Genomic DNA, 19582 nt, shown 5'->3' on the forward strand with positions numbered 1-19582 from the left:
CCATGACCGAGACCGCTTCGCTGCCCCTGTTCCCGCTGCATACCGTGCTGCTGCCCGGTGCGGCGCTGGGCCTGCGGGTGTTCGAGCGCCGCTATCTGGACATGCTGCGCGAATGCAGCCGGGCGGGCACCGCGTTCGGTGTCTGCCTGATCCTGGACGGCGAGGAGGTCGGCGCGCCGGCCTTGCCCGCCGCATACGGGGTCGAGGCGCGGATCGAGGATTTCGACGTCGGTGCCGATGGCGTGCTGGTGCTGCGCCTGCGCGGCCAGCGCCGCTTCCATGTCGAACGGAGCCGGGTGCGCGACAACGGACTGATCATCGCCGAGGTGACCTGGTGCGCGCCCGACAGCGACGACGAGCTGCAGCCCGAGCACGCGCTGATGGCGACGGTGCTCGAGCACATCATCGAGCAGGCGGGCGCCGCGTTCGCCCCGGTCAGCCCGGCGCAGATGGAGCAGGCCAGCTGGGTCGGCTGGCGCCTGGCCGAACTGCTGCCGCTCCAGGATGCACAGCGCCTGCAGCTGCTGCAGCGCGATGATCCGCACCAGCGCCTGCAGGCGCTGCTGGACTGGATGCCGTAACGCGGGGCGTGGCCCCGCTGCACGATCGGCCGGGGACGCCCCGCCGCCGCCTCATTCCGCCGGGGGCATGCGCACGCGCAGTACCGGCATCTCCGTGTCCGGATGGGTATCGACCTGCTGCGGCAGGCCCTCCAGGGCCTGGCGGACCGCATTGAGCGACGGGTCGATGCCACGCATCGGCCGCCACATCCCGATCAGCTTGAAGTGCTGCTGGTAGTGCAGCGTCTGCGCACTGCCCAGCCACAGCGGTTCGTTGTCCGGTGCCGCCAGGCGTGCGGGTGCCGGCCACAGGCGCAGCGCGAAGATCTCGTTGGGCGCATTGCCCGCGCGCAGCATCAGCAGCGACTCGACCTGCGTGTCCAAGGTGGCCGGCAGCACCGGCACGGTGTCCTTGTCGCCGGACGTGTCGAGCATCAACAGCGCCTGCTCCCAACCGGCCTGCGGCTGCACGCGCCAGCCCTGGCTTTCCAGTCGACGCTGCAGCGGGGCCAGCGGACCGGCCACCTGCACATCCAGCGGCCAGCGCTGATCGTCATCGAACTCATTGCGGCGCGAGGGCAGGTGCTGCCATTCGGTGGTCCACCAGGCCTGGGCATCCAGCGGCGCCGGGGTCGGCTGGGCCGGTTCGAAACGCGCCAGCTTGACCGGGATGTTGCGCGGGGCATACCAGAGCGCGGCGATGGCGAAGGTGCCGTAGAACAGCCACGCCACCGGCTTGACCCAGAACGAGCGGTTGAAGCGGCGACGGTAGGCGATGCCCAGCACCAGCAGCCAGAACAGGCCGAACAGCATGCCGCCGATCACATCGCTCAGCCAATGCGCGCCGAGGTAGATGCGCGCGAAGCCGATCAGGCTGACGATGATGCCCGAGAGCAGGTAAGGCCAGACGCGCGTGCGGCCCGGCAGCTCGCGCGCGATCAGCACGGCGAAGAAGCCGAAGGTGATCGTGGCCATCGTCACCGAGACCGACGGGAAGCCGAAACCGCTGCTCGCATCCGGCGGGCGGACCACGTCCACCGTCGCGCCGAGCAGCTTGCACAGTGCAAGGCCGAAGGCGAGCGCGGCCAGCCAGTGGGCCGCCGCCATCCAGCGCCGGCGCCAGACCAGGTAGCCCATGCCGGCGGCGGTGGCCGGCAGCAGGACCTGCCAGGCGCCCAACGAGGCCAGCGCGGCCATCGGGTAATCGGCCAGCGGATTGCGCAGCGCCAGCATCGCGTGGTGCACGGCCAGATCGACCATCAGCGGTTCGCCGTGGGCGACCACGGCCATCAACAGCGCGAACCAGCCCCAGCCGAGCAGCAGCAGCATCACCGCCAGCATCGCCAACGGCACCGACTCCCGCCGCTGCGGATCGAACACCGCCACCGAATAGCGGCCCAGCGTCGGGTGCCGCTGCGACCAGGCCAGCAGGCTGGCGAGCCAGCTGTCCATGCGCGAGGCCGACCAGCGGTAGCCATACAGCACGATCGCCCAGACCAGGCCCATGATCACGCCGAGCAGGGCCAGCACCATCACCAGCCGGCCGGCGACCGCAGCCACTGCGTCATAGGCCTCGCCGAGCACCCAGCCGGGCGCGAGGAACAGCACCGCCCAGGACAGGCTGGCGATGCCGCTGGCCTGGATGTAGCGCGACAGCGGCATCTTCATCATGCCGGCGATGGCGGGCACGAACGGACGGATCGCGCCGACATAGCGCGCCACCAGGATGCTCTTGAACGCATTGCGGCGGAACATCGTCTCGCCACGGTCGAGCAGCTGCGGGTATTTGCTGAAGGGCCAGAACCCCCGCAGGCGATCGCCCCAGCGCCGCCCGATCCAGTAGCTGATGCCATCGCCGGCAAACGCGCCGAGGGCTGCGCAGGCGACCGCATACGGTCCGGAGATCTGGCCCAGGCCAATGAACACACCGACCGCGAACAGCAGCGGCAACGCGGGCACGATCGCGCCCAGCACGATGACCGCATCGCAGAACGCGATGAGGAAGATGACCGCACCGGCAAGCACGGGGTGAGCTGAGATCCACGCAAGCGTGGCATCGATCCATGACGAGTCCATAGGGGGATTATAGAGGGGGCAAAGTGACTGACTGCCGGCCGGAGGCGGCGAATATGCGGCATCTGCAGTGAATGAACGCGATCACCCGCCTAGAATGGCGGCATGACACGCCCCGCCGACGCCGCCCCTACCGCCCTCAAAGCCGACAGCTTCGGCCGCATCCTGCTGATGGAGCAGGACGGCCAGCGCTTCGTGCGCCGTGATCTGGAGGCGACCCCGTGGTGGCTGCGGCTGCCGGCATGGTGGCTGGCCCGGCGCGAGGCACGCGCGCTGGCGCATCTGGATGGCATGCCCGACACCCCGCGCCTGCTGGCCTGGAACGGGCGCTGGCTGGACCGCAGCTTCATGGCCGGTGATGCCATGTACCAGCGTCCGCCGCAGGGCGACCTGGCGTACTTCCGTGCCGCCCGCCGATTGCTGCAGCAGGTGCATCGCCATGGCATCGCGCACAACGATCTGGCCAAGGAAGCCAACTGGCTGGTACGCGACGATGGTTCGCCGGCGCTGATCGATTTCCAGCTGGCGGTGATCGGCAACCCGCGCTCGCGCTGGATGCGCTTGCTGGCCCGCGAAGACCTGCGCCATCTGCTCAAGCACAAGCGCATGTACTGCCGGCAGTACCTGACGCCGGTGGAGAAGCGGCTGCTCAAGCGCACCTCGTGGGTGCGCGATCTGTGGTTCCGCACCGGCAAGCCGGTCTACCGTTTCGTCACCCGCAGGATCCTGCACTGGGAAGACAACGAAGGGCAGGGGCCGAAGCCCTGAGCGCGCGCAGCACGCACGCGCCGCAATGACCGGGCGCGCGCCCGGCTGACCGGGACCAGGCGATGGTAGTCAGCGTAGATCGAGAATCTGCTTGCCGGCGAACCGGCGTTGCGCATCGAAATCGTAGGCGACCCGCAGCCTCCCGACATCCGCGCAGGCGTGACAGGTACGCATCGGCGTGCCGTAGATCAGGCGCACGCCCCCGTCGGGCTGCGCTTCACTGCCGCTGGCCTCGGCCGGTGCGAAGGGCGTGGCCTCCGGGTGCGCATCCAGGAACGGCTTGACCGTGGCATCGGCGCGCGACATTTCCGGCAGCACGTCCGCATCCACATCCACCGTGTGACCGGCGCTGTCGACCAGCAGCGTGCCTTCATTGGTATTGGCGCGGAACGGGTACTCGATGGTGGCGATGCCCACGCCGTCCTGTTCGCGCCATGCGCTCACATAGCCGGGATTGCCCTGCGCGCCGAGCTGATGGGCGGCGGCGATCGCCTGCGGGCTGGCCTTGGCGGCCTGCATCGCGCGGGCCAGGCAATCATCGGCGACCGGTGCCTGGCCGCGGCAGGCATCGACCTCGCCGTCCCAGATCGCCGCTTCGCTGAAGGGGGACGCGCCACCCGCGGTGCCGGGAATGGTGGCGGCCGCCTGCGCCTCGGCGCTTGTCGGAGCGCCCGCCGGCTGGCAGGCGGCAACGCCGAGCACCAGCGCAAGCACAGTCAGGGGAAGGCGGATCGCCGTCATGTCGCTCATTCCATGCAGAACGTGGACGCCCAGTATCGACGCCGCGCATGAATCCGGCGTGTGCGCCGGGGCGGCATAATGCGGGTCCATTGCAATCGCACTGAAGGAACCCGCACATGGCCAGTCTGCAAGGCAAAACCCTGTTCATCACCGGCGGCTCGCGCGGGATCGGCCTGGCCATCGCGCTGCGTGCGGCGCGCGACGGCGCCAACGTCGCGATCGCGGCCAAGTCCTCGGTGCCCAATCCCAAGCTGCCGGGCACCATCCACAGCGCTGCAGAGGCGGTGACTGCCGCGGGCGGGCAGGGGCTGGCGCTGAAGTGCGATATCCGCGAAGAGGACCAGGTGCGTGCGGCGGTGGCCGCCACGGTAGATACGTTTGGCGGCATCGACATCCTGGTCAACAACGCCAGTGCGATCTGGCTGCGCGGCACGCTGGATACGCCGATGAAACGCTTCGACCTGATGCAGCAGGTCAACGCGCGCGGCAGCTTCCTGTGCGCGCAAGCGTGCCTGCCGCACCTGCTGCAGGCGCCCAACCCGCACATCCTGACCCTCGCGCCGCCGCCCAGCCTGGACCCGAAGTGGTGGGGCCCGCACACCGGCTACACGCTGGCGAAGATGGGCATGAGCTTCGTCACCCTCGGGCTGGCCGCCGAGTTCGGCCCGCAGGGCGTAGCGGTCAATGCGCTGTGGCCGCGCACCATCATCGCTACCGACGCGATCAACATGATTCCCGGCGTCGATCCCGCCGGCTGCCGCACGCCGCAGATCCTGGCCGATGCCGCGCACGCGGTGCTGACCCGGGAGGCCGCCGGTTTCAGTGGCCAGTTCCTGCTCGATGACGAGGTGCTGGCGCAGGCGGGCATCACCGATCTGAGCGGCTATGCCGTCGATCCATCGCAGCCGCTGCTGCCGGATCTGTTCCTGGATTGACGCGCGCCTGGCCCGCGCTGCCCGTGTGATGACAACTGCTGCACACCCCGGACTGGTATGGTGCGTGCCCCTTTTTGTATGGACACTCGCATGTCATTTCGCACACGGACCGCGCCGCTTGCCGCCGCCATCGCCTTGATCAGCCTGCTCGGCGCCTGCAGCAAGGGCCCGGGCAGCGTCGCCGATACCCAGGGCGTGGAAAAGGTGAATGCCTACATCGCCTGCTTCAACGCCGTCGAACAGCCGATCCACGAAGGCTTCCAGCAATACATCGGCTGGATGCAGGATCCGGAAGCCGGCCCGACCGGCAACGAGAAGAAGGTGCGTGGGCCGGGCACGGTGCTGTCGCATCGTGTGGAGGCGTGCAATGCGCCGATGGTCGCTGCGCTCGCGATGACGCCGGCCGAGCCGGCACTGGATCCGGCGGCCCGCAACTACCAGAAGACCTTCGTCGACCTGTATGCGTTGATCGAGCAGGCCGACCGTTATTACAGCCGCGAGGACTACCTGCGCGACGATCATGCCGGGATGCGCAGCCAGCATGCGCCGCTGATGAAAGCCTATATGGCCTTCTTCGACGCAGGCACCGCACTGGATGCCGCGCTGGAAAAGCGCGAAGACGAACGTCGCGCGGAACAGCTGAAGGAGATTGAAGCCTCCGAAGGCCGCTCGCTGGCGTACTACCAGATCAGGATCCTCGGCGATGGCAAGCAGCTGACCCAGTTGCTCAACAGCGAGACCCCGGATCTGGCGGTCGCGCGCACCCAGCTCGCCGCGTTCCAGGCCCTGTTGCAGCAGGCGCAGGATGACAAGGTCGGCAAGGGCGATGCGATGTGGGGGCACGTGGAGCGTGCGGCCGATGCGCTGGCCCGCGATGCCGGTCGCCGCATCGAGCGCGTGGAATCCAGGAAGCCGTACACCCGCAGCGAGCAGATGCTGATGGAGAGCGGTGGGCGGATCAGCAACCCGCAGGGCTCGGCCGAAGCGCTGCTGGCCAGCTACAACGACCTGGTCGACATGAGCAACCGCCTGGCCCAGACCAGCGGCGCACGCTGAGCGGTCACGCGGCGGGCTGCCTGGCGGCCCGCCGCGCGCTGGTCAGACGTTGAACACCGGCGGCAGTTTGTCGCCGCAGTGGCGGCAATGCACGGCATCCGGTTCGTGGCCTTCCAGGCCACAGTGCGGGCAGCCGCGTGCATCCCGGCGCGCGGCATGCTCGGCATCGCGCATCGTATTGGCCAGTTCGGCGGTGTAGATGCCGGTCGGCACCGCGATGATGCTGTAGCCGATCAGAATCAGCACCGAGGTGACGAAGCGGCCGAGCACGGTCTGCGGCACGATGTCGCCGAAGCCCACCGTGGCCATGGTCACCACCGCCCAGTACATGCTGCTGGGGATGCTGGTGAAGCCGTGGTTGGGGCCTTCGATCACGTACATCATGGTGCCGGCGATGATGGTGATGGTGATCACCGTGAACAGGAACAGCAGCACCTTGCGGCGGCTGCGCCACAGCGACTCCATCAGCACGCCGCTCTCTTCGATGTAGCGGGTCAGCTTGAGGATCCGGAACACCCGCAGGATGCGCAGCGCGCGCACCACCAGCAGGCTCTGCGCGCCGGGGATGAACAGCGACAGGTAGGTCGGCAGGATCGAGGCCAGATCGATGATGCCCCAGATGCTGAATGCGTAGCGAAGCGGGCGTTTGACCACCACCAGCCGCAGCAGGTATTCGGCGGTGAACAGCAGCGTGAAGCCCCACTCGAGCACGTACAGCCAGTCGGCATGGGCCGCGTGGAAGCGCTGCACGCTGTCGAACATGACCACCACCACGCTGGCGATGATCGCGTAGACCAGCAGCAGGTCGAAATTGCGCGAGGGCCGGGTGTCGTGGCGGTAGATGATGTCGAACCACTGGCGGCGCCAGCCGGACTCGGTGGCGGGGTTGAGCTGGGGGGCGGTGAACGGTTGCATGGCCCGCATTGTGCCCCACTGGCCCAAAGCGCGAGAATGGGATATTTCCCGAGCCCCTGACCGCCATGACCGCCGCTGCCACCGATCCGCTGTTGTCCCTGTCGCATTACTACCTGCCGGTCTACAAACCGCGCCAGGTGGTGCTCGAGCGCGGCCAGGGCGCGCGCGTCTGGGACACCCAGGGCCGCGAGTTCATCGATCTGGCCGCCGGCATCGCCGTGTGCGGCCTGGGCCACCACGATCCGGACCTGACCGCGGCGCTGATCGAGCAGGCCGGCAAGCTGTGGCACACCAGCAACGTGTTCTACAGCGAGCCGCCGCTGCGCCTGGCCGAAGAGCTGGTCACCGCCTCGCGCTTCGCCGAGCGCGTGTTCCTGTGCAATTCCGGCGCCGAAGCGAACGAAGTGGCGATCAAGCTGGTCCGCAAGTGGGCCTCTTCGCTGGGCCGCCCGGCGCACCAGCGCGTGATCGTGACCTTCCGCGGCAGCTTCCACGGGCGCACCCTGGCCGCGGTCACCGCCACCGCCCAGCCGAAGTACCAGGAAGGCTACGAGCCGCTGCCCGGTGGCTTCCGCTATGTCGATTTCAACGATGAGGTGCAGCTGGAAACCGCGATGGCGGCCGGCGATGTCGCCGCGGTGATGCTCGAGCCGATCCAGGGCGAGGGCGGCGTGATGCCGGCCAAGCCGGGCTTCCTGAAGCGCGTGCGCGAGCTGTGCGACCAGCACAATGCCCTGGTGGTGCTCGATGAGATCCAGGTCGGCATGGGCCGCACCGGCACCCTGTTCGCGCACTGGCAGGACAACATCACCCCCGACATCGTCACCCTGGCCAAGGCGCTGGGCGGCGGCTTCCCGATCGGTGCGATGCTGGCCGGCCCGAAGGTCGCCGAGGTGATGCAGTTCGGTGCGCACGGCACCACCTTCGGCGGCAACCCGTTGGCGGCTGCGGTGGCCCGCGTGGCGCTGCGCAAGCTGTCCTCACCCGAGATCGCGCACAACGTCAGCCGCCAGTCGCAGGCGCTGCGCGAGGGCCTGGGCAGGATCAACGATGAGTTCAAGGTGTTCAGCCAGGTCCGCGGCCGCGGCCTGATGCTGGGCGCGGTGCTGGACAAGGACTTCGCCGGCCAGGCCGGGCCCATCCTCGACCACGCCGCAGACCACGGCCTGCTGACCCTGCAGGCCGGCCCGGACGTGCTGCGCTTCGTGCCGTCGCTGAACATCACCGATGAAGAAATCGCCGAAGGCCTGAAGCGGCTTCGCGCAGCGGTCGCCTCGTTCATCGCGTCGCGCTAGCCAATGGCGGTAGAGCCGACCGTTGGTCGGCTGCTGTCGTTCTGGGGCGAACGCAGCCGACCAACGGTCGGCTCTACGGCAGGGTGTACCGTTTCATGACCTTGCCGAACGCGCGGCTGTCCGTCGCGGTCTCGGCCTGCAGGCCTGCCTGCCGCGCACCACGCACGTTGACGAACAGGTCATCGACGAACAGCGTGCGCTCGGCACACGCGCCCAGCCGTTCCACTGCCCGGGTGAATATCGCCGGGTCCGGCTTGCGCCCGCCCAGTGCACCGCTGCACAGGATGCGGCCGTGCAGGGCATCGGCCAGGGTCGGCAGCAGCAGCGGAATCGTCCGTGCCATCAATTCGCCGTTGTTGGTCAGGATCGCGATCGGCAACGACCGGGCGATCCGTGCCACGCGTTCGATGACCCCTGCTTCTGGTGCGCACGCCGCGATGCGCGCCGCCTGCCATTGCGCGATGCTGATCGTGGTCTGCAGCGCTTCACCCAGTTGCTGAAGGTACGCGTCCGTCGCCATGCCGCTGTCGTACGCGCGCTCCAGTCCACTGTCGAACAGCGCCGCCTGCACCTGCGCCGCACTGCAGCCGATGCCCGCGGCGAGATGGCGCACCCGCAGATGCCGTGCATAGCGCACCAGCACGCCATCGAAATCCAGCAGCAGGCACTCGATCGCAGGGGGCATCGGGGGAGTCTCGTCCAGGTCCAGGGATGACCGTACCCCAGCCGGGGGCTGCGCTGCGACATCGCGTCGCACGTCGCCTGCACGGGCGGTCACTAGAATCGCGGGGACTGTTCGATGGAGATCGCCTTGAAACTGCTTGCCCCCGTGTTGCTCGCCGGCCTGATGCTGGCCCCGGCCGCCCATGCGCGTGTCTGCGCGATCGCCCTCGACAGCACCGACCAGATGAGCTTCAGCCAGAAGGAACTCAAGGTTGCGGCGGACTGCACCCAGGTGAAGCTGACGCTGCGCCACACCGGCAAGCTCGCCGCGACGGCGATGGGCCACAACTGGGTGCTGACCCGCACGGCCGATTACCAGCCGGTGGCGATGGCCGGCATGCGCGCGACGTTGGCCGACAGCTACCTGCCCAAGGGCGATGCACGCGTGCTGGCGCACACGCCGGTGATCGGCGGTGGGCAGACCACCAGCGTCACCTTCTCCACCGCCAAGCTGACCAAGGGCGGCGACTACACGTTCTTCTGCTCGTTCCCGGGCCACTTCGCGATGATGAAGGGCCGTTTCGTGTTCGGCTGAATAACAGGGACGGAGGTGGTTATTAATTACCTCCGTCCCCGTTTTTGTCAGCCTTTCACGACCTTGAAGGCTTCGCGGGCTGCTTCCAGCGTCGCATCGATGATGGCGTCGTCGTGGGCGCTGGACAGGAAGCCGGCCTCATAGGCCGATGGCGCCAGGAACACGCCGCGCTCCAGCATCGCGTGGAAGAAGGTGTTGAACGCGGCGATGTCGCAGGCGGTCGCCTGGGCGTAGGTCTCCACCTTCTGATCGGTGAAGAACAGGCCGAACATCGCGCCGACCTGGGTCGTGGTCACCGCAACCCCGGCCTCGGCGGCGGCGGCTTCCAGCCCGGTGCACAGGCGTGCCGCCGCGGCACCCAGGCGATCATGGAAGCCCGGTTCCTGCACCAGCTCCAGCATCGCCAGGCCGGCCGCCATCGCCACCGGATTGCCACTCAGGGTGCCGGCCTGATAGATCGGGCCCGCCGGGGAAATCTGCGACATCAGCTCGCGGCGACCGCCGTAAGCGCCCACCGGCATGCCGCCGCCGATGATCTTGCCGAAGGTGGTCAGGTCCGGGGTCACGCCGTAATGCGCCTGCGCACCACCGAGGGCCACGCGGAAGCCGGTCATCACTTCATCGAAGATCAGCACCGTGCCGTACTGCGTGCACAGCGCGCGCAGGTGCTGCAGGTAGCCCTCGCGCGGCGGAATGCAGTTGGCGTTGCCGACCACCGGTTCGATGATCAGGCCGGCGATGTGCTCGCCCTGTTCGGCGAACAGCGCCGTGGCCGCATCGAAATCGTTGTACGGCAGCGTCAGGGTGAGTTCGCTCAGGCCCGCGGGAACGCCCGGCGAGGTGGGCACGCCCAGGGTCAGCATGCCGCTGCCGGCCTTGACCAGGAACGAGTCGCCGTGGCCGTGGTAGCAGCCTTCGAATTTGACGATGCGGCTGCGGCCGGTGGCGCCGCGCGCCAGACGGATCGCCGACAGCGTGGCCTCGGTGCCGGAGTTGACCATGCGCACCATCTCGCAGGACGGTACCAGCCGGGTCAGGGTCTCGGCCATGGTCACTTCGGCTTCGCAGGGCGCGCCGAACGACAGGCCGTTGCCGATCGCCTGCTTGACCGCCTGGCGCACGGCCGTGTGGTTGTGGCCGACGATCATCGGGCCCCAGGAGCCGACGTAATCGATGTAGCGGTTGCCGTCCACGTCATACAGGTACGGGCCATCGGCGCGCTGCACGAAGAACGGTTCGCCCCCGACCGATTTGAACGCGCGCACCGGCGAGTTGACGCCGCCCGGGAGCAGCTTCTGGGCGCGGGTGAACAGGGCGTGGGACTGGTCGTGGTTCATGCGGTCGATTCCTGGAAGCAAGCAAGGTAGGCGTGCAGCGTGGCGACCGGGTCGGGCGCGGCGTACACGCTGCTGATGACGGCGACCAGATCGGCGCCGGCAGCGATGAGCAGTCCCACATTGTCCGGGCTCAGCCCCCCGATCGCCACCCGCGGCACGCCCAGTGCGGCGCTTTGCCGCAGCAGGTCCGGCGGCGCCCGGCGGGTGGTGGCCTTGCTGGTGCTGGGGAAGAAGGCCCCGAAGGCGACGTAGCTGGCGCCCGCGGCAACCGCGCGCTCGGCCAGTGCCAGCGTGTCATAGCAGGACGCGCCGATGATGGCGTCCGGGCCAAGCAGGGCGCGGGCCTTGGCGATATCGCCATCGTCCTCGCCCAGGTGCACGCCGGCGGCACCGACGGCCTGGGCCAGCGCCACGTCGTCATTGATGATCAACGGCACCGCGTACGGCGCGCACAGACCCTGCAGTGCCGCCGCCTGGGCGCGGCGCAGGGCGGCGTCGGCGGTCTTGTTGCGGTACTGCAGCCAGGTCGCGCCCGCCGCCAGCAACGGCGCGGTGCGCGCCAGCAGCCGCGCGGTATCGGGCTCGTCGGGGGTGATGAGGTAGACGCCGCGGGGCGGCGTGGGGGCTGAAGCGTGATTCATCAATGGCTACCGGTAGCGCAACGGGAGTGGGACAATGACCACTGTCAGCTCCTGTCCCGCCGTGATTATCCGATGACCGACGCTACCGCCACCACCTTCCGCACCTGGATGTGCGTTGTCTGCGGCTTCCTGTACCGGGAAGAAGACGGGCTGCCGGAAGAGGGCATCGCCCCCGGCACGCGCTGGGAAGACATTCCCGATACCTGGACCTGCCCGGACTGCGGCGTGACCAAGGATGATTTCGAGATGGTCGAAGTCGACTGAGTGGACTGAGGCACGACCGGGCATCAGCGCCCGGCGAGCACCACGGCGCCCTCAGTGCAGGCGCGGCACCGCACCACCCAGCCCGACCAGCTTCTCGCGCACGAACTGGGCGTCGCTGGCCTTGGCATTGCGCTTGAGGTACAGCCCCAGGTCGCTGCGCGCGCCGGCCTCGTAGTCCAGCTGCAGGTAGGCCATGCCGCGATCGCGCAGGGCGTCGTCCTGCTCGGGCGCCAGCTTCAGCAGGCGGTCGGCACTGCGCGCGGCGCGGTCCCATTCCCCCCGTTCGACGTACACGCCATGCAGGTTGCGCAGCATCCGCATCAGGATCGCGCGCGCCGGGGCCGGGTCGAGGATCTGTGCCAGCACGTCGTCGTCAGGTACTTCACCGCCCAGGTGCGAGCGTGCGCGTTCGCGTAGTTCCTCCACCCCCAGCGGGCGGCCCCCGTTGAACGGGTCCATCACCAGCACGCCGTCGTTGAGCGGCAGGCGCACCAGGAAATGGCCGGGGAAGGACACCCCGTCCAACGGAATGCCGAGCCGGCGCGAGACTTCCATCTGCACCAGTGCCAGCGAGATCGGGTTGCCCAGGCGACGCTCGAAAACCTGGTTCAGATAGCTGTTGCGCGGATCGTAGTACTCGCCGTGGTCGCCGCTGTAGCCCAGCTCGTCGAACAGGTGGCGATTGACCGCGGCAATTTTCAGCGGCCACATGTCAATCGTGGCGATCTCGGTGCGCAGGTGGTCGGCGTGGCTCTGCAGGACCGCGTCGTAGACGGCAGGGTCCAGGTCCGGGTATTCGTCCCGGGCGATCAGCAGCGCGGTCGGCAACAGAGGCAGCGCCTCGTCGTCCAGCTCGGCCAGTGAGTCCCACGTCGGCAATGTGATCTGCCCCTGCATGGGACAAGACTGGCGACAAACGCGCCGCGATTCAAGGGCGCGGCGCGTTTATCGGGGCCGTTTTACTTGTCGTCGGCGATGCCGGGGCCGAACTTCAGTTCGGTGCCGTCTTTCAGCGCCATCTTCTCGGCCTGCCCGGCGTTGAGTTCCAGCACGTACCGGGCCGGCTCGCTGCTGGGGTAGGGCGGGCAACGATCGCCGGCCGAGCACGGCGGCACATCGCGCTGCTGGCTGACCAGGCGGCGCTCTGCGTCGAAGTACAGGATGTCCAGGGCGATCCTGGTGTTCTTCATCCAGTACGCCTGCAGTTCTTCGCGTTCGTGGATGAACAGCATGCCGTGATCCTCGGGCATCTGGTCGCGGAACATCAGGCCGCGGGCGCGGGTGTCATCGTTGGTGGCCAGTTCAACGTGGTAACGGTTGCCGTCCAGTTCCACCCAGTGACGGGCGTTGGTGCTGGCGCAGCCGGCGAGGGTCAGCAGCAGGAGCAGGGGCAGCAGGCGCAGCAGGGACATGGGAGTGCCTCGTTGGGGCGGCCGTCGCGGGGCGACGGCCACGGAATCAGATCACGATCGGCGGCTCACCGCCCACGATCACCACATCGGCCGGACGGCGTGCGAACAGGCCGACGCTGACCACGCCCGGCAGCTGGTTGAGCTCGCGCTCCAGCTTCACCGGATCGGTGATCTCGAGATGGTGGATGTCCAGGATCACGTTGCCGTTGTCGGTGACCACGCCCTCACGCCACGCCGGCTGGCCGCCGGTCATGTCCAGGATGCGGCGGGCGACCAGGCTGCGCGCCATCGGGATCACTTCCACCGGCAGCGGGAATTTGCCCAGCACCTTGACCTGCTTGCTCGGGTCGATGATGCACACGAAGCGCTCGCTGGCCTCGGCGATGATTTTCTCGCGGGTCAGCGCGGCGCCGCCGCCCTTGATCAGGTTCTTGTTGCCGTCGCACTCGTCGGCGCCATCCACGTACAGCGACAGGGTGCCGGTGTGGTTGAGCTCGAACACTTCGATGCCGTGCTGCTTCAGGCGTGCGGTGCTCTGGTCCGAGCTGGACACGGCGCCCTTGATGCGGTGCTGGATCCTGGCGAGGGCGTCGATGAAGTAGGCGACGGTGGAGCCGGTACCGACCCCGACGATCATGCCGTCTTCGACGTATTCAATGGCTTTTTCAGCGGCCAGGCGCTTGGCTTCGGACATGGCGGGCAACTCTTGGAGGAAAGGGGGTCAGTGCTTTTCCAGCGACAGCAGCAGCTTCCACTGCGCGGCGGTCACCGGGAGGATGGAGAGGCGGTTGCCGCGCGCGGTCAACGGGAACCCTTCGCCCAGCGCATCGGCGTGCAGCTTGATCTCGTCCAGCGAAATGGTGTGGCGCAGTTTGCGCTCGAAGGCGACGTCCACCAGCATCCAGCGCGGTTCTTCGCGGGTCGCCTTGGGATCGTAGTAATCGGACTTGGGATCGAACTGGGTGTCGTCCGGGTAGGCCTCGCTGGCCACCGTGGCCAGCCCGACGATGCCCGGCACCTTGGTGTTGGAGTGGTAGAACATCACCCCGTCGCCAACCTTCATGCCGTCGCGCATGAAGTTGCGCGCCTGGTAGTTGCGCACGCCGTTCCAGGGCTCCCGGCCTACGCGCTGCAGATCATCGATGGAAAAGGCGTCCGGTTCGGACTTCATCAGCCAGTAGCGCTTGCGTGCGGTCATGCGGAGTCTTTGATTACTGTCGGTGCCGACCGTTGGTCGGTACGCAGACAAGGGTGGAGACGTCGGTGCAGATCGCATCCACCGCGACATCCCACGGTTGTACCGGCAGGTCATCGACCTGCTGGACCGAGAAGCCGACCCCGACCAGCCACGGCGGCGCCGGGCGCTGGTGGCGGAATGCGAAGCTGCGATCATACCAGCCGCCTCCCATGCCGAGCCGGCGGCCCTGTGCGTCGAAACCGACCAGCGGCGCCACCACCAAGGCCATCTGTTCCGGCGCGAGCGTGGCGTCCAGCGCAACGTCGGGTTCGGGGATGCCGAAGCGGTTGGCGGTCAGCGCCTGACCCGGGCGCCACGGCGCGAAGCGCAGCGTTTTCTCATGCAGCACCGGCAGGCAGTAGGTGAGCCCGGCGGGCAACTGCATCTGCCAGCGGTGCAGCGCGATTTCGCCATCCATCGCCCAGTAGCCGGCGACGTGGCCCTGGGTGGGCGCGAAAGGAAGGGAGAGCAGGCCATCAGCCAGTTGTTCGGCGGCGGCCAGGCGCACGGCGGCGGGGAGATCACGGCGGCGTTGGCGCAGCTGCTGGCGCAGTGCGGAGCGCGGGTCGGTCATGCCTGGGTCCGGAGCGTGCGGGGGAAGCGGATAAAACAAGAGCGACGTCCCAAGGGAACGCCGCTCTTGCTGGAATATTGCATTCTCCGCCGTGACGATGCATGCGAAACGACCTTGAACCCGGGGTTCAAGTGGGTACGCTGGGGTTCCATCGGGCTTCCCGCTACAAGGCGGACTTGCACTCCCGGCGCCGTCGCGCACCCGTGGTCGTAATTAAGGGACAAGGCGAATGTTTGCACACGCCGTCGTTCACAGCAGAGAACGCGACGAGGATTATAGCCCTCTTGTGCGATTCGACCAGTCCGTTCGTCGGTCGGATTGCACGTCAATTCAGATCGATGAAGGCCACGCGATGTGCTTGTGCAATCGGCCATCGCGTGGAACCCGTCGTGGATCACCCTGCGCCGTCGAAGGCGCGATCCAGGCGGCGGTTCAGATCGCTCAGGGTCTGCTGCAGGGCGATCGCCTGGCGGGCGTGCTCATCGCGCAGCTGCTGCAGTTCGTGGGCCAGGTTCAGCGCGGCCAGCACCGCCACACGGTCGACCGCAGCCATCCGGTTGCTGCCGCGGATCTCGCGCATCTTGGCGTCCAGCAGCCGGGCGGCGGCGGTCAGGCTCTCGCGTTCCTCCGCGCCCACGCCCACCGTGTATTCACGATCCAGGATGCGGACACTGACCGGTTCGGTCTGGCTCATGTGTGCTGCTCCAGGGATTTGAGGCGGGTGATCATCGCTTCGACCCGGGAGCGGGCCTGTTCGTTCTTGGCCAGCAGCTGGGAGCGTTCGGCGACCAGTTGTTCCTGCTGGTGGCGCAGGCTGCGGTTCTCGTCGGCCAGGCGCTGGTTGCGCTCCAGCAACGCCTCCACCCGGGCGGCGAAGGCCTGCAGTTGGGCGATGGCATCGGCGGGTTCCATGTCCGGCACGATAGGCAAGGGCGGACGGGGCGGTCAAGCGAATATTGACGGGACCTGCGGACGGTCGGCCCCGGGGCACCGGGGCGGGGCCCGGTGGCGGCCACCGCAACCCGGTGGACACGGGTGGATTGCTACACTGTAGCGCTCACAAACCGTAGCCCCAAGATGACCGAACTCCCGAGTGTCGACGACGTAAACCAGGCCAGCCAGGCCCTGGGCCTGGGCGCCAGCGCCGCTGAACTGCACGGCGGCCTGTGCGGCTGGCTGTCCGCCGGCGGTGCGCCGGTGCGTGAATGGCCGGCCCGCGTGCTGGCCGATGACAACCTGCCGACCCCGGCCGAAGGCGACGCGCTGGCGCGGCTGCTCGATGCCAGCGTGGCGCAGCTGGAAGACCGCGATTTCGCGTTCGAGCTGCTGCTGAGCGATGCCAGCGACACCGCGGCGCAGGCCGATGCGCTGTTCACCTGGGCGCGCGCGTTCCTCGGGGGCTTCGGGCTCGGCTCGGGCCAGAACCGCCCGGCGCTGTCCGAAGAGGGCGACGAGGCCCTGACCGATCTGGCCAAGCTGGCCCAGGCCTCCAGCGAAGATTTCGAGAGCGGCAACGACGATGACGAAGACGCACTGGCCGAGATCGAGGAGTTCATCCGCGTGGCGGTGCTGCTGCTGCACGGTGACTGCGTCATGGCCGCGCGCCATCGGCAGCGCCTGAACTGAGATGGATATCCGGCAGCTGACCGGCATCTCCGCCGCCGAATACACGCGTCGTCGCCAGCAGTTGATGGAAATGGCCGGCGATGACGCGATCCTGGTGCTGCCGGCCGCGTCCGAGCGGGTGCGCAGCCTGGATACGCATTATCCGTTCCGCCAGGACTCGGACTTCTGGTACCTGAGCGGCTTCCCGGAACCGGAGGCCGTGCTGGTCCTGATTCCGGGCCGCCGCCATGGCGAGGTGATCCTGTTCTGCCGCGAGCGCGACGCTGACCGCGAAGCCTGGGATGGCGCGCGGGCCGGCCAGGAAGGTGCGGTGGCGCAGTACGGCATGGACGACGCCTACCCGATCGACGATCTGGACGACATCCTGCCCGGCCTGCTGGAAGGGCGTTCGCGGGTGTACTACCACTTCGGCCGCGATGCCGAGTTCGATCTCAAGCTGATCGGCTGGGTCAACCGGGTGCGCTCGCAGGTGCGCCATGGCGCGCAGCCGCCGCATGAATTCCTCGAGCTGGGCCACCTGCTGCACGAGCAGCGGCTGTTCAAATCGACCGCGGAAATCGCGGTGATGCAGCGCGCCGCCGACATCAGCGTGCAGGCCCACCGTGCCGCGATGCACGTGGCGCGGCCGGGCATCCACGAGTACGAACTGCAGGCCGATCTGGAACGAGTGTTCCGTGCGAATGATGCGTGCGCGGCCTACAGCAGCATCGTCGGTGCCGGTGCCAACGGCTGCATCCTGCATTACCGCGACAACAATGCGCGCTCGCACGATGGCGATCTGGTCCTGATCGATGCCGGTGCCGAGTACCGCGGCTACGCCAGCGATATCACCCGTACCTTCCCGGTCAACGGCCGCTTCACCGCCGAGCAACGCGCGCTGCATGACCTGGTCGGTGCGGCGCAGGCGGCGGCGCTGGCCCAGGCCCGCCCGGGCAATGCCTATGAAGCTGGCCACCTGGCTGCGGTGGAGACCCTGACCGAGGGCCTGCTGCGGCTGGGCCTGCTCAAGGGCACGCTGGAAGAGAACATCGCCGAAGCGCATTACCAGCGGTTCTACCGGCACAAGACCGGGCACTGGCTCGGCCTGGACGTGCACGACGTCGGCGATTACCGGCTGGCCGGGGATTCGCGGATGCTGGAGCCCGGCATGGTGTTCACCATCGAGCCGGGCCTCTATGTCTCACCGGACGACCGCAGCGTGGAAGCGCGCTGGCGTGGCATCGGCATCCGCACCGAAGACGACGTGCTGATCACCGAGGACGGCCATCAGGTGCTGACGGCGGCGTTGGCACGCAGTGCCGACGAGATCGAAGAAGACATGGCGAAGCGCTGATCCGCCCCAGGGTAGAGCAACCCCATGGGTGGCTGCGCGATGCGTGACGAAGGCACCGGTGGCCGTGCGGCGCATCACACCGGTAGTGCCGGCCGCTGGCCGGCTCCTCATGGAATCCAGGCATCGTGAGGAGCCGGCCAGCGGCCGGCACTACCGCGATGTCGGGATTGTCGGGGTGGTGCCGACCGTGGGCCGGCACCCGCATTCCCCCTCAGCTGGCGGCCGCGAACACCGGCCGGGTCAGGTTGTCGGCATCGCCTTCGGTGCACAGCACTTCATCCTCGATGCGCACGCCGCCATACGGACGGAAGAAGTCCACGCGGTCCCAGTTGATGCTGGCGCCGTTGCCAGCCTGCTTCACTTCGTCCAGCAGCATGTCGATGAAGTACACGCCCGGCTCGATGGTCACCACCATGCCTGGCTCCAGCGCGCGGGTCATGCGCAGGTACGGGTGGCCCTGCGGACGCTCGATGCGGCCGCCGCGGTCACTGGCGGCAAAGCCGGCCACGTCGTGCACCTGCAGCCCGATCAGATGGCCGAGGCCGTGCGGGAAGAACGCCGCGCTCACGCCGGTGGCCAGCGCGGCCTCCGGCGAGACGGTGAGCACGCCGAAGTCCTTGAGGATGCCCATCAGCGACAGGTGCGCGTCGATGTGCAGCTGCTTGTAGTCCACCCCGGCGCGCACGCCCGCGCCCATCTGCTGCTGCGCCGCGTCGACCGCGTCGATCAGCGCCTGGAATTCGTCATGGCCGCTGGCGGCATAGGTGCGGGTGATGTCGCTGGCATAGCCATGGGCGCTGGCGCCGGCGTCGATCAGGAAACTGCGCAGCGGGGTCGGCGCGCTGCGGCCCAGGTCGGTGTAGTGCAGCACGGCGGCATGTTCATTGAGGCCGATGATGTTGCCGTACGGCAGTTCATTGGCATCCTGGCCGACCGCGCGGCAGTACGCCATGTGGATCTCGAATTCGCTGGCACCGGCGCGGAACGCGGCTTCGGCAGCGCGGTGGCCGCGTACGCCCAGCCGCTGCGCTTCGCGCATCAAGGCGATTTCATACGGGGTCTTGTAGCCGCGCTGCCAGTCCAGGTAGTCGATGACCGGTGCCGGATTGTTCGGCACGAACGCGGCCAGCGCGCTCTGCGGTTCGCCGAGGATGGCGCAGCGGGCGGGATCCTTGGGCAGCAGTGCCAGCGCAGCGTCCGGGGTGCGGATGATCTCGATGTCGACATGCTCGACCCACCAGCCGTTCGGCGCATCCGGCACCACGTGCCAGTAATCGAAGGGCTGGTAGAAGATCAGCGTGGGCCGCTGGCCCGGGGTGTACACCAGCCAGCTGTTGGGCAGCTTGGTCAGCGGCAGCCAGGCCTTGAAGTTCGGGTTCACCGCATACGGGTAATCGCGGTCATCGAATGCCTGGTAATGCTGGGTGCCGCTGGGAATCACCAGATGATCGAAGCCGCCACGGGCCAGCGCTTCGTCGGCGCGTTGGCGCATCACGCTGGCATGGTGGGAATACAGGGCGCCGAGGTCTGGCTGGTTCATGGCATGAGGCTCGCTGA

General features: G+C 68.0%; 23 protein-coding genes and 1 other RNA gene. 9 read left to right on the plus strand and 15 right to left on the minus strand.

Going from position 1 to position 19582, the window contains the following annotated elements:
- The first annotated feature begins 2 nt into the window (after nucleotides 1-2).
- Complete coding sequence (locus tag HDC96_RS11875; RefSeq protein WP_179460154.1) at nucleotides 3-581, plus strand: LON peptidase substrate-binding domain-containing protein; 579 nt, start codon at nucleotides 3-5, stop codon at nucleotides 579-581.
- Between the two features lie 51 nt (nucleotides 582-632).
- Here HDC96_RS11875 and HDC96_RS11880 read toward each other — a convergent pair whose 3' ends face one another.
- Nucleotides 633-2636, minus strand: a complete 2004-nt coding sequence (locus HDC96_RS11880; RefSeq protein WP_179460155.1) for a bifunctional DedA family/phosphatase PAP2 family protein — start codon at nucleotides 2634-2636, stop codon at nucleotides 633-635.
- Between the two features lie 102 nt (nucleotides 2637-2738).
- On the opposite strand from HDC96_RS11880, the gene HDC96_RS11885 reads away from it, so the two are divergent.
- Nucleotides 2739-3401 (plus strand): phosphotransferase, encoded by a 663-nt coding sequence (locus HDC96_RS11885; protein ID WP_179460156.1) that lies wholly within the window; start codon nucleotides 2739-2741, stop codon nucleotides 3399-3401.
- A 69-nt stretch (nucleotides 3402-3470) separates the two neighbouring features.
- On the opposite strand, the gene HDC96_RS11890 is transcribed toward HDC96_RS11885, so the two are convergent.
- Complete coding sequence (locus tag HDC96_RS11890; RefSeq protein WP_179460157.1) at nucleotides 3471-4142, minus strand: hypothetical protein; 672 nt, start codon at nucleotides 4140-4142, stop codon at nucleotides 3471-3473.
- Between the two features lie 116 nt (nucleotides 4143-4258).
- On the opposite strand from HDC96_RS11890, the gene HDC96_RS11895 reads away from it, so the two are divergent.
- Together HDC96_RS11895 and HDC96_RS11900 are read left to right on the plus strand one after the other, a co-directional pair.
- On the plus strand, nucleotides 4259-5077 hold the full coding sequence (locus HDC96_RS11895; RefSeq protein ID WP_179460158.1) for an NAD(P)-dependent oxidoreductase: 819 nt from the start codon (nucleotides 4259-4261) through the stop codon (nucleotides 5075-5077).
- A 90-nt stretch (nucleotides 5078-5167) separates the two neighbouring features.
- Nucleotides 5168-6133, plus strand: coding sequence for a YiiG family protein (locus HDC96_RS11900; RefSeq protein ID WP_179460159.1), 966 nt, complete (start codon nucleotides 5168-5170; stop codon nucleotides 6131-6133).
- A 42-nt stretch (nucleotides 6134-6175) separates the two neighbouring features.
- On the opposite strand, the gene HDC96_RS11905 is transcribed toward HDC96_RS11900, so the two are convergent.
- Nucleotides 6176-7048 carry an ion transporter gene (locus HDC96_RS11905; RefSeq protein ID WP_179460160.1) on the minus strand — a complete coding sequence of 291 codons (873 nt, stop codon included), beginning with the start codon at nucleotides 7046-7048 and terminating at the stop codon, nucleotides 6176-6178.
- Between the two features lie 65 nt (nucleotides 7049-7113).
- Here HDC96_RS11905 and HDC96_RS11910 point away from each other — a divergent pair, with 65 nt between their 5' ends.
- Nucleotides 7114-8343 carry an acetylornithine transaminase gene (locus HDC96_RS11910; protein WP_179460161.1) on the plus strand — a complete coding sequence of 410 codons (1230 nt, stop codon included), beginning with the start codon at nucleotides 7114-7116 and terminating at the stop codon, nucleotides 8341-8343.
- A gap of 73 nt (nucleotides 8344-8416) precedes the next feature.
- Here the strand turns inward: HDC96_RS11910 and HDC96_RS11915 are convergent, their stop codons facing one another.
- On the minus strand, nucleotides 8417-9028 hold the full coding sequence (locus HDC96_RS11915; RefSeq protein ID WP_179460162.1) for an HAD-IA family hydrolase: 612 nt from the start codon (nucleotides 9026-9028) through the stop codon (nucleotides 8417-8419).
- Between the two features lie 114 nt (nucleotides 9029-9142).
- Between HDC96_RS11915 and azu the strand changes: the two genes are divergently transcribed.
- Nucleotides 9143-9601, plus strand: a complete 459-nt coding sequence (gene azu, locus HDC96_RS11920; RefSeq protein ID WP_179460163.1) for an azurin — start codon at nucleotides 9143-9145, stop codon at nucleotides 9599-9601.
- Between the two features lie 47 nt (nucleotides 9602-9648).
- Here the strand turns inward: azu and hemL are convergent, their stop codons facing one another.
- Nucleotides 9649-10938, minus strand: a complete 1290-nt coding sequence (hemL, locus tag HDC96_RS11925) for a glutamate-1-semialdehyde 2,1-aminomutase (protein ID WP_179460164.1) — start codon at nucleotides 10936-10938, stop codon at nucleotides 9649-9651.
- Complete coding sequence (thiE, locus tag HDC96_RS11930) at nucleotides 10935-11579, minus strand: thiamine phosphate synthase (protein WP_179460165.1); 645 nt, start codon at nucleotides 11577-11579, stop codon at nucleotides 10935-10937. Before thiE ends, hemL begins: the two co-directional genes overlap by 4 nt.
- A gap of 72 nt (nucleotides 11580-11651) precedes the next feature.
- Between thiE and HDC96_RS11935 the strand changes: the two genes are divergently transcribed.
- On the plus strand, nucleotides 11652-11843 hold the full coding sequence (locus tag HDC96_RS11935) for a rubredoxin (protein ID WP_037553342.1): 192 nt from the start codon (nucleotides 11652-11654) through the stop codon (nucleotides 11841-11843).
- A 51-nt stretch (nucleotides 11844-11894) separates the two neighbouring features.
- Here the strand turns inward: HDC96_RS11935 and HDC96_RS11940 are convergent, their stop codons facing one another.
- The 8 genes from HDC96_RS11940 to HDC96_RS11975 all read right to left on the minus strand — a co-directional run bounded on the left by HDC96_RS11940 (nucleotide 11895) and on the right by HDC96_RS11975 (nucleotide 15978).
- Complete coding sequence (locus tag HDC96_RS11940; protein WP_179460166.1) at nucleotides 11895-12740, minus strand: tetratricopeptide repeat protein; 846 nt, start codon at nucleotides 12738-12740, stop codon at nucleotides 11895-11897.
- A gap of 62 nt (nucleotides 12741-12802) precedes the next feature.
- Complete coding sequence (locus HDC96_RS11945) at nucleotides 12803-13255, minus strand: DUF192 domain-containing protein (protein WP_179460167.1); 453 nt, start codon at nucleotides 13253-13255, stop codon at nucleotides 12803-12805.
- Nucleotides 13256-13301: 46 nt separating this feature from the next.
- The gene (rpiA, locus tag HDC96_RS11950; RefSeq protein WP_179460168.1) at nucleotides 13302-13949 is read right to left on the minus strand and encodes a ribose-5-phosphate isomerase RpiA; all 648 of its coding nucleotides are present in this window, start codon (nucleotides 13947-13949) and stop codon (nucleotides 13302-13304) included.
- 27 nt (nucleotides 13950-13976) lie between these two features.
- The gene (locus HDC96_RS11955; protein ID WP_179460169.1) at nucleotides 13977-14453 is read right to left on the minus strand and encodes an EVE domain-containing protein; all 477 of its coding nucleotides are present in this window, start codon (nucleotides 14451-14453) and stop codon (nucleotides 13977-13979) included.
- Between the two features lie 13 nt (nucleotides 14454-14466).
- A complete protein-coding gene (locus HDC96_RS11960; RefSeq protein WP_179460170.1) occupies nucleotides 14467-15066 on the minus strand; it encodes a 5-formyltetrahydrofolate cyclo-ligase in 600 nt (199 codons plus the stop codon).
- Nucleotides 15067-15145: 79 nt separating this feature from the next.
- Nucleotides 15146-15330: non-coding RNA, 6S RNA (gene ssrS, locus HDC96_RS11965), on the minus strand.
- A gap of 130 nt (nucleotides 15331-15460) precedes the next feature.
- Complete coding sequence (locus HDC96_RS11970) at nucleotides 15461-15760, minus strand: cell division protein ZapA (protein ID WP_123730298.1); 300 nt, start codon at nucleotides 15758-15760, stop codon at nucleotides 15461-15463.
- Nucleotides 15757-15978, minus strand: coding sequence for a TIGR02449 family protein (locus HDC96_RS11975; RefSeq protein WP_019183857.1), 222 nt, complete (start codon nucleotides 15976-15978; stop codon nucleotides 15757-15759). The genes HDC96_RS11970 and HDC96_RS11975 overlap by 4 nt, the downstream gene beginning before the upstream one ends.
- 165 nt (nucleotides 15979-16143) lie before the next feature.
- Here HDC96_RS11975 and HDC96_RS11980 point away from each other — a divergent pair, with 165 nt between their 5' ends.
- Nucleotides 16144-16692, plus strand: coding sequence for a UPF0149 family protein (locus HDC96_RS11980; RefSeq protein ID WP_179460171.1), 549 nt, complete (start codon nucleotides 16144-16146; stop codon nucleotides 16690-16692).
- 7 nt (nucleotides 16693-16699) lie between these two features.
- A complete protein-coding gene (locus HDC96_RS11985) occupies nucleotides 16700-18025 on the plus strand; it encodes an aminopeptidase P N-terminal domain-containing protein (protein ID WP_179460405.1) in 1326 nt (441 codons plus the stop codon).
- A gap of 211 nt (nucleotides 18026-18236) precedes the next feature.
- Here the strand turns inward: HDC96_RS11985 and pepQ are convergent, their stop codons facing one another.
- On the minus strand, nucleotides 18237-19565 hold the full coding sequence (gene pepQ / locus HDC96_RS11990) for a Xaa-Pro dipeptidase (protein ID WP_179460172.1): 1329 nt from the start codon (nucleotides 19563-19565) through the stop codon (nucleotides 18237-18239).
- Nucleotides 19566-19582: the final 17 nt, after the last annotated feature.

This window comes from Stenotrophomonas sp. JAI102 (assembly GCF_013409105.1).
Taxonomy (GTDB): domain Bacteria; phylum Pseudomonadota; class Gammaproteobacteria; order Xanthomonadales; family Xanthomonadaceae; genus Stenotrophomonas; species Stenotrophomonas maltophilia_AA.

What these genes read in the sequence shown, in the direction of transcription:
- HDC96_RS11875 (WP_179460154.1), top strand. Translation starts at nt 3, where the DNA reads ATGACCGAGACCGCTTCGCTGCCCCTGTTCCCGCTGCATACCGTGCTG.
- HDC96_RS11880 (WP_179460155.1), bottom strand. Translation starts at nt 2,636, where the DNA reads ATGGACTCGTCATGGATCGATGCCACGCTTGCGTGGATCTCAGCTCAC.
- HDC96_RS11885 (WP_179460156.1), top strand. Translation starts at nt 2,739, where the DNA reads ATGACACGCCCCGCCGACGCCGCCCCTACCGCCCTCAAAGCCGACAGC.
- HDC96_RS11890 (WP_179460157.1), bottom strand. Translation starts at nt 4,142, where the DNA reads ATGACGGCGATCCGCCTTCCCCTGACTGTGCTTGCGCTGGTGCTCGGC.
- HDC96_RS11895 (WP_179460158.1), top strand. Translation starts at nt 4,259, where the DNA reads ATGGCCAGTCTGCAAGGCAAAACCCTGTTCATCACCGGCGGCTCGCGC.
- HDC96_RS11900 (WP_179460159.1), top strand. Translation starts at nt 5,168, where the DNA reads ATGTCATTTCGCACACGGACCGCGCCGCTTGCCGCCGCCATCGCCTTG.
- HDC96_RS11905 (WP_179460160.1), bottom strand. Translation starts at nt 7,048, where the DNA reads ATGCAACCGTTCACCGCCCCCCAGCTCAACCCCGCCACCGAGTCCGGC.
- HDC96_RS11910 (WP_179460161.1), top strand. Translation starts at nt 7,114, where the DNA reads ATGACCGCCGCTGCCACCGATCCGCTGTTGTCCCTGTCGCATTACTAC.
- HDC96_RS11915 (WP_179460162.1), bottom strand. Translation starts at nt 9,028, where the DNA reads ATGCCCCCTGCGATCGAGTGCCTGCTGCTGGATTTCGATGGCGTGCTG.
- azu (WP_179460163.1), top strand. Translation starts at nt 9,143, where the DNA reads ATGGAGATCGCCTTGAAACTGCTTGCCCCCGTGTTGCTCGCCGGCCTG.
- hemL (WP_179460164.1), bottom strand. Translation starts at nt 10,938, where the DNA reads ATGAACCACGACCAGTCCCACGCCCTGTTCACCCGCGCCCAGAAGCTG.
- thiE (WP_179460165.1), bottom strand. Translation starts at nt 11,579, where the DNA reads ATGAATCACGCTTCAGCCCCCACGCCGCCCCGCGGCGTCTACCTCATC.
- HDC96_RS11935 (WP_037553342.1), top strand. Translation starts at nt 11,652, where the DNA reads ATGACCGACGCTACCGCCACCACCTTCCGCACCTGGATGTGCGTTGTC.
- HDC96_RS11940 (WP_179460166.1), bottom strand. Translation starts at nt 12,740, where the DNA reads ATGCAGGGGCAGATCACATTGCCGACGTGGGACTCACTGGCCGAGCTG.
- HDC96_RS11945 (WP_179460167.1), bottom strand. Translation starts at nt 13,255, where the DNA reads ATGTCCCTGCTGCGCCTGCTGCCCCTGCTCCTGCTGCTGACCCTCGCC.
- rpiA (WP_179460168.1), bottom strand. Translation starts at nt 13,949, where the DNA reads ATGTCCGAAGCCAAGCGCCTGGCCGCTGAAAAAGCCATTGAATACGTC.
- HDC96_RS11955 (WP_179460169.1), bottom strand. Translation starts at nt 14,453, where the DNA reads ATGACCGCACGCAAGCGCTACTGGCTGATGAAGTCCGAACCGGACGCC.
- HDC96_RS11960 (WP_179460170.1), bottom strand. Translation starts at nt 15,066, where the DNA reads ATGACCGACCCGCGCTCCGCACTGCGCCAGCAGCTGCGCCAACGCCGC.
- HDC96_RS11970 (WP_123730298.1), bottom strand. Translation starts at nt 15,760, where the DNA reads ATGAGCCAGACCGAACCGGTCAGTGTCCGCATCCTGGATCGTGAATAC.
- HDC96_RS11975 (WP_019183857.1), bottom strand. Translation starts at nt 15,978, where the DNA reads ATGGAACCCGCCGATGCCATCGCCCAACTGCAGGCCTTCGCCGCCCGG.
- HDC96_RS11980 (WP_179460171.1), top strand. Translation starts at nt 16,144, where the DNA reads ATGACCGAACTCCCGAGTGTCGACGACGTAAACCAGGCCAGCCAGGCC.
- pepQ (WP_179460172.1), bottom strand. Translation starts at nt 19,565, where the DNA reads ATGAACCAGCCAGACCTCGGCGCCCTGTATTCCCACCATGCCAGCGTG.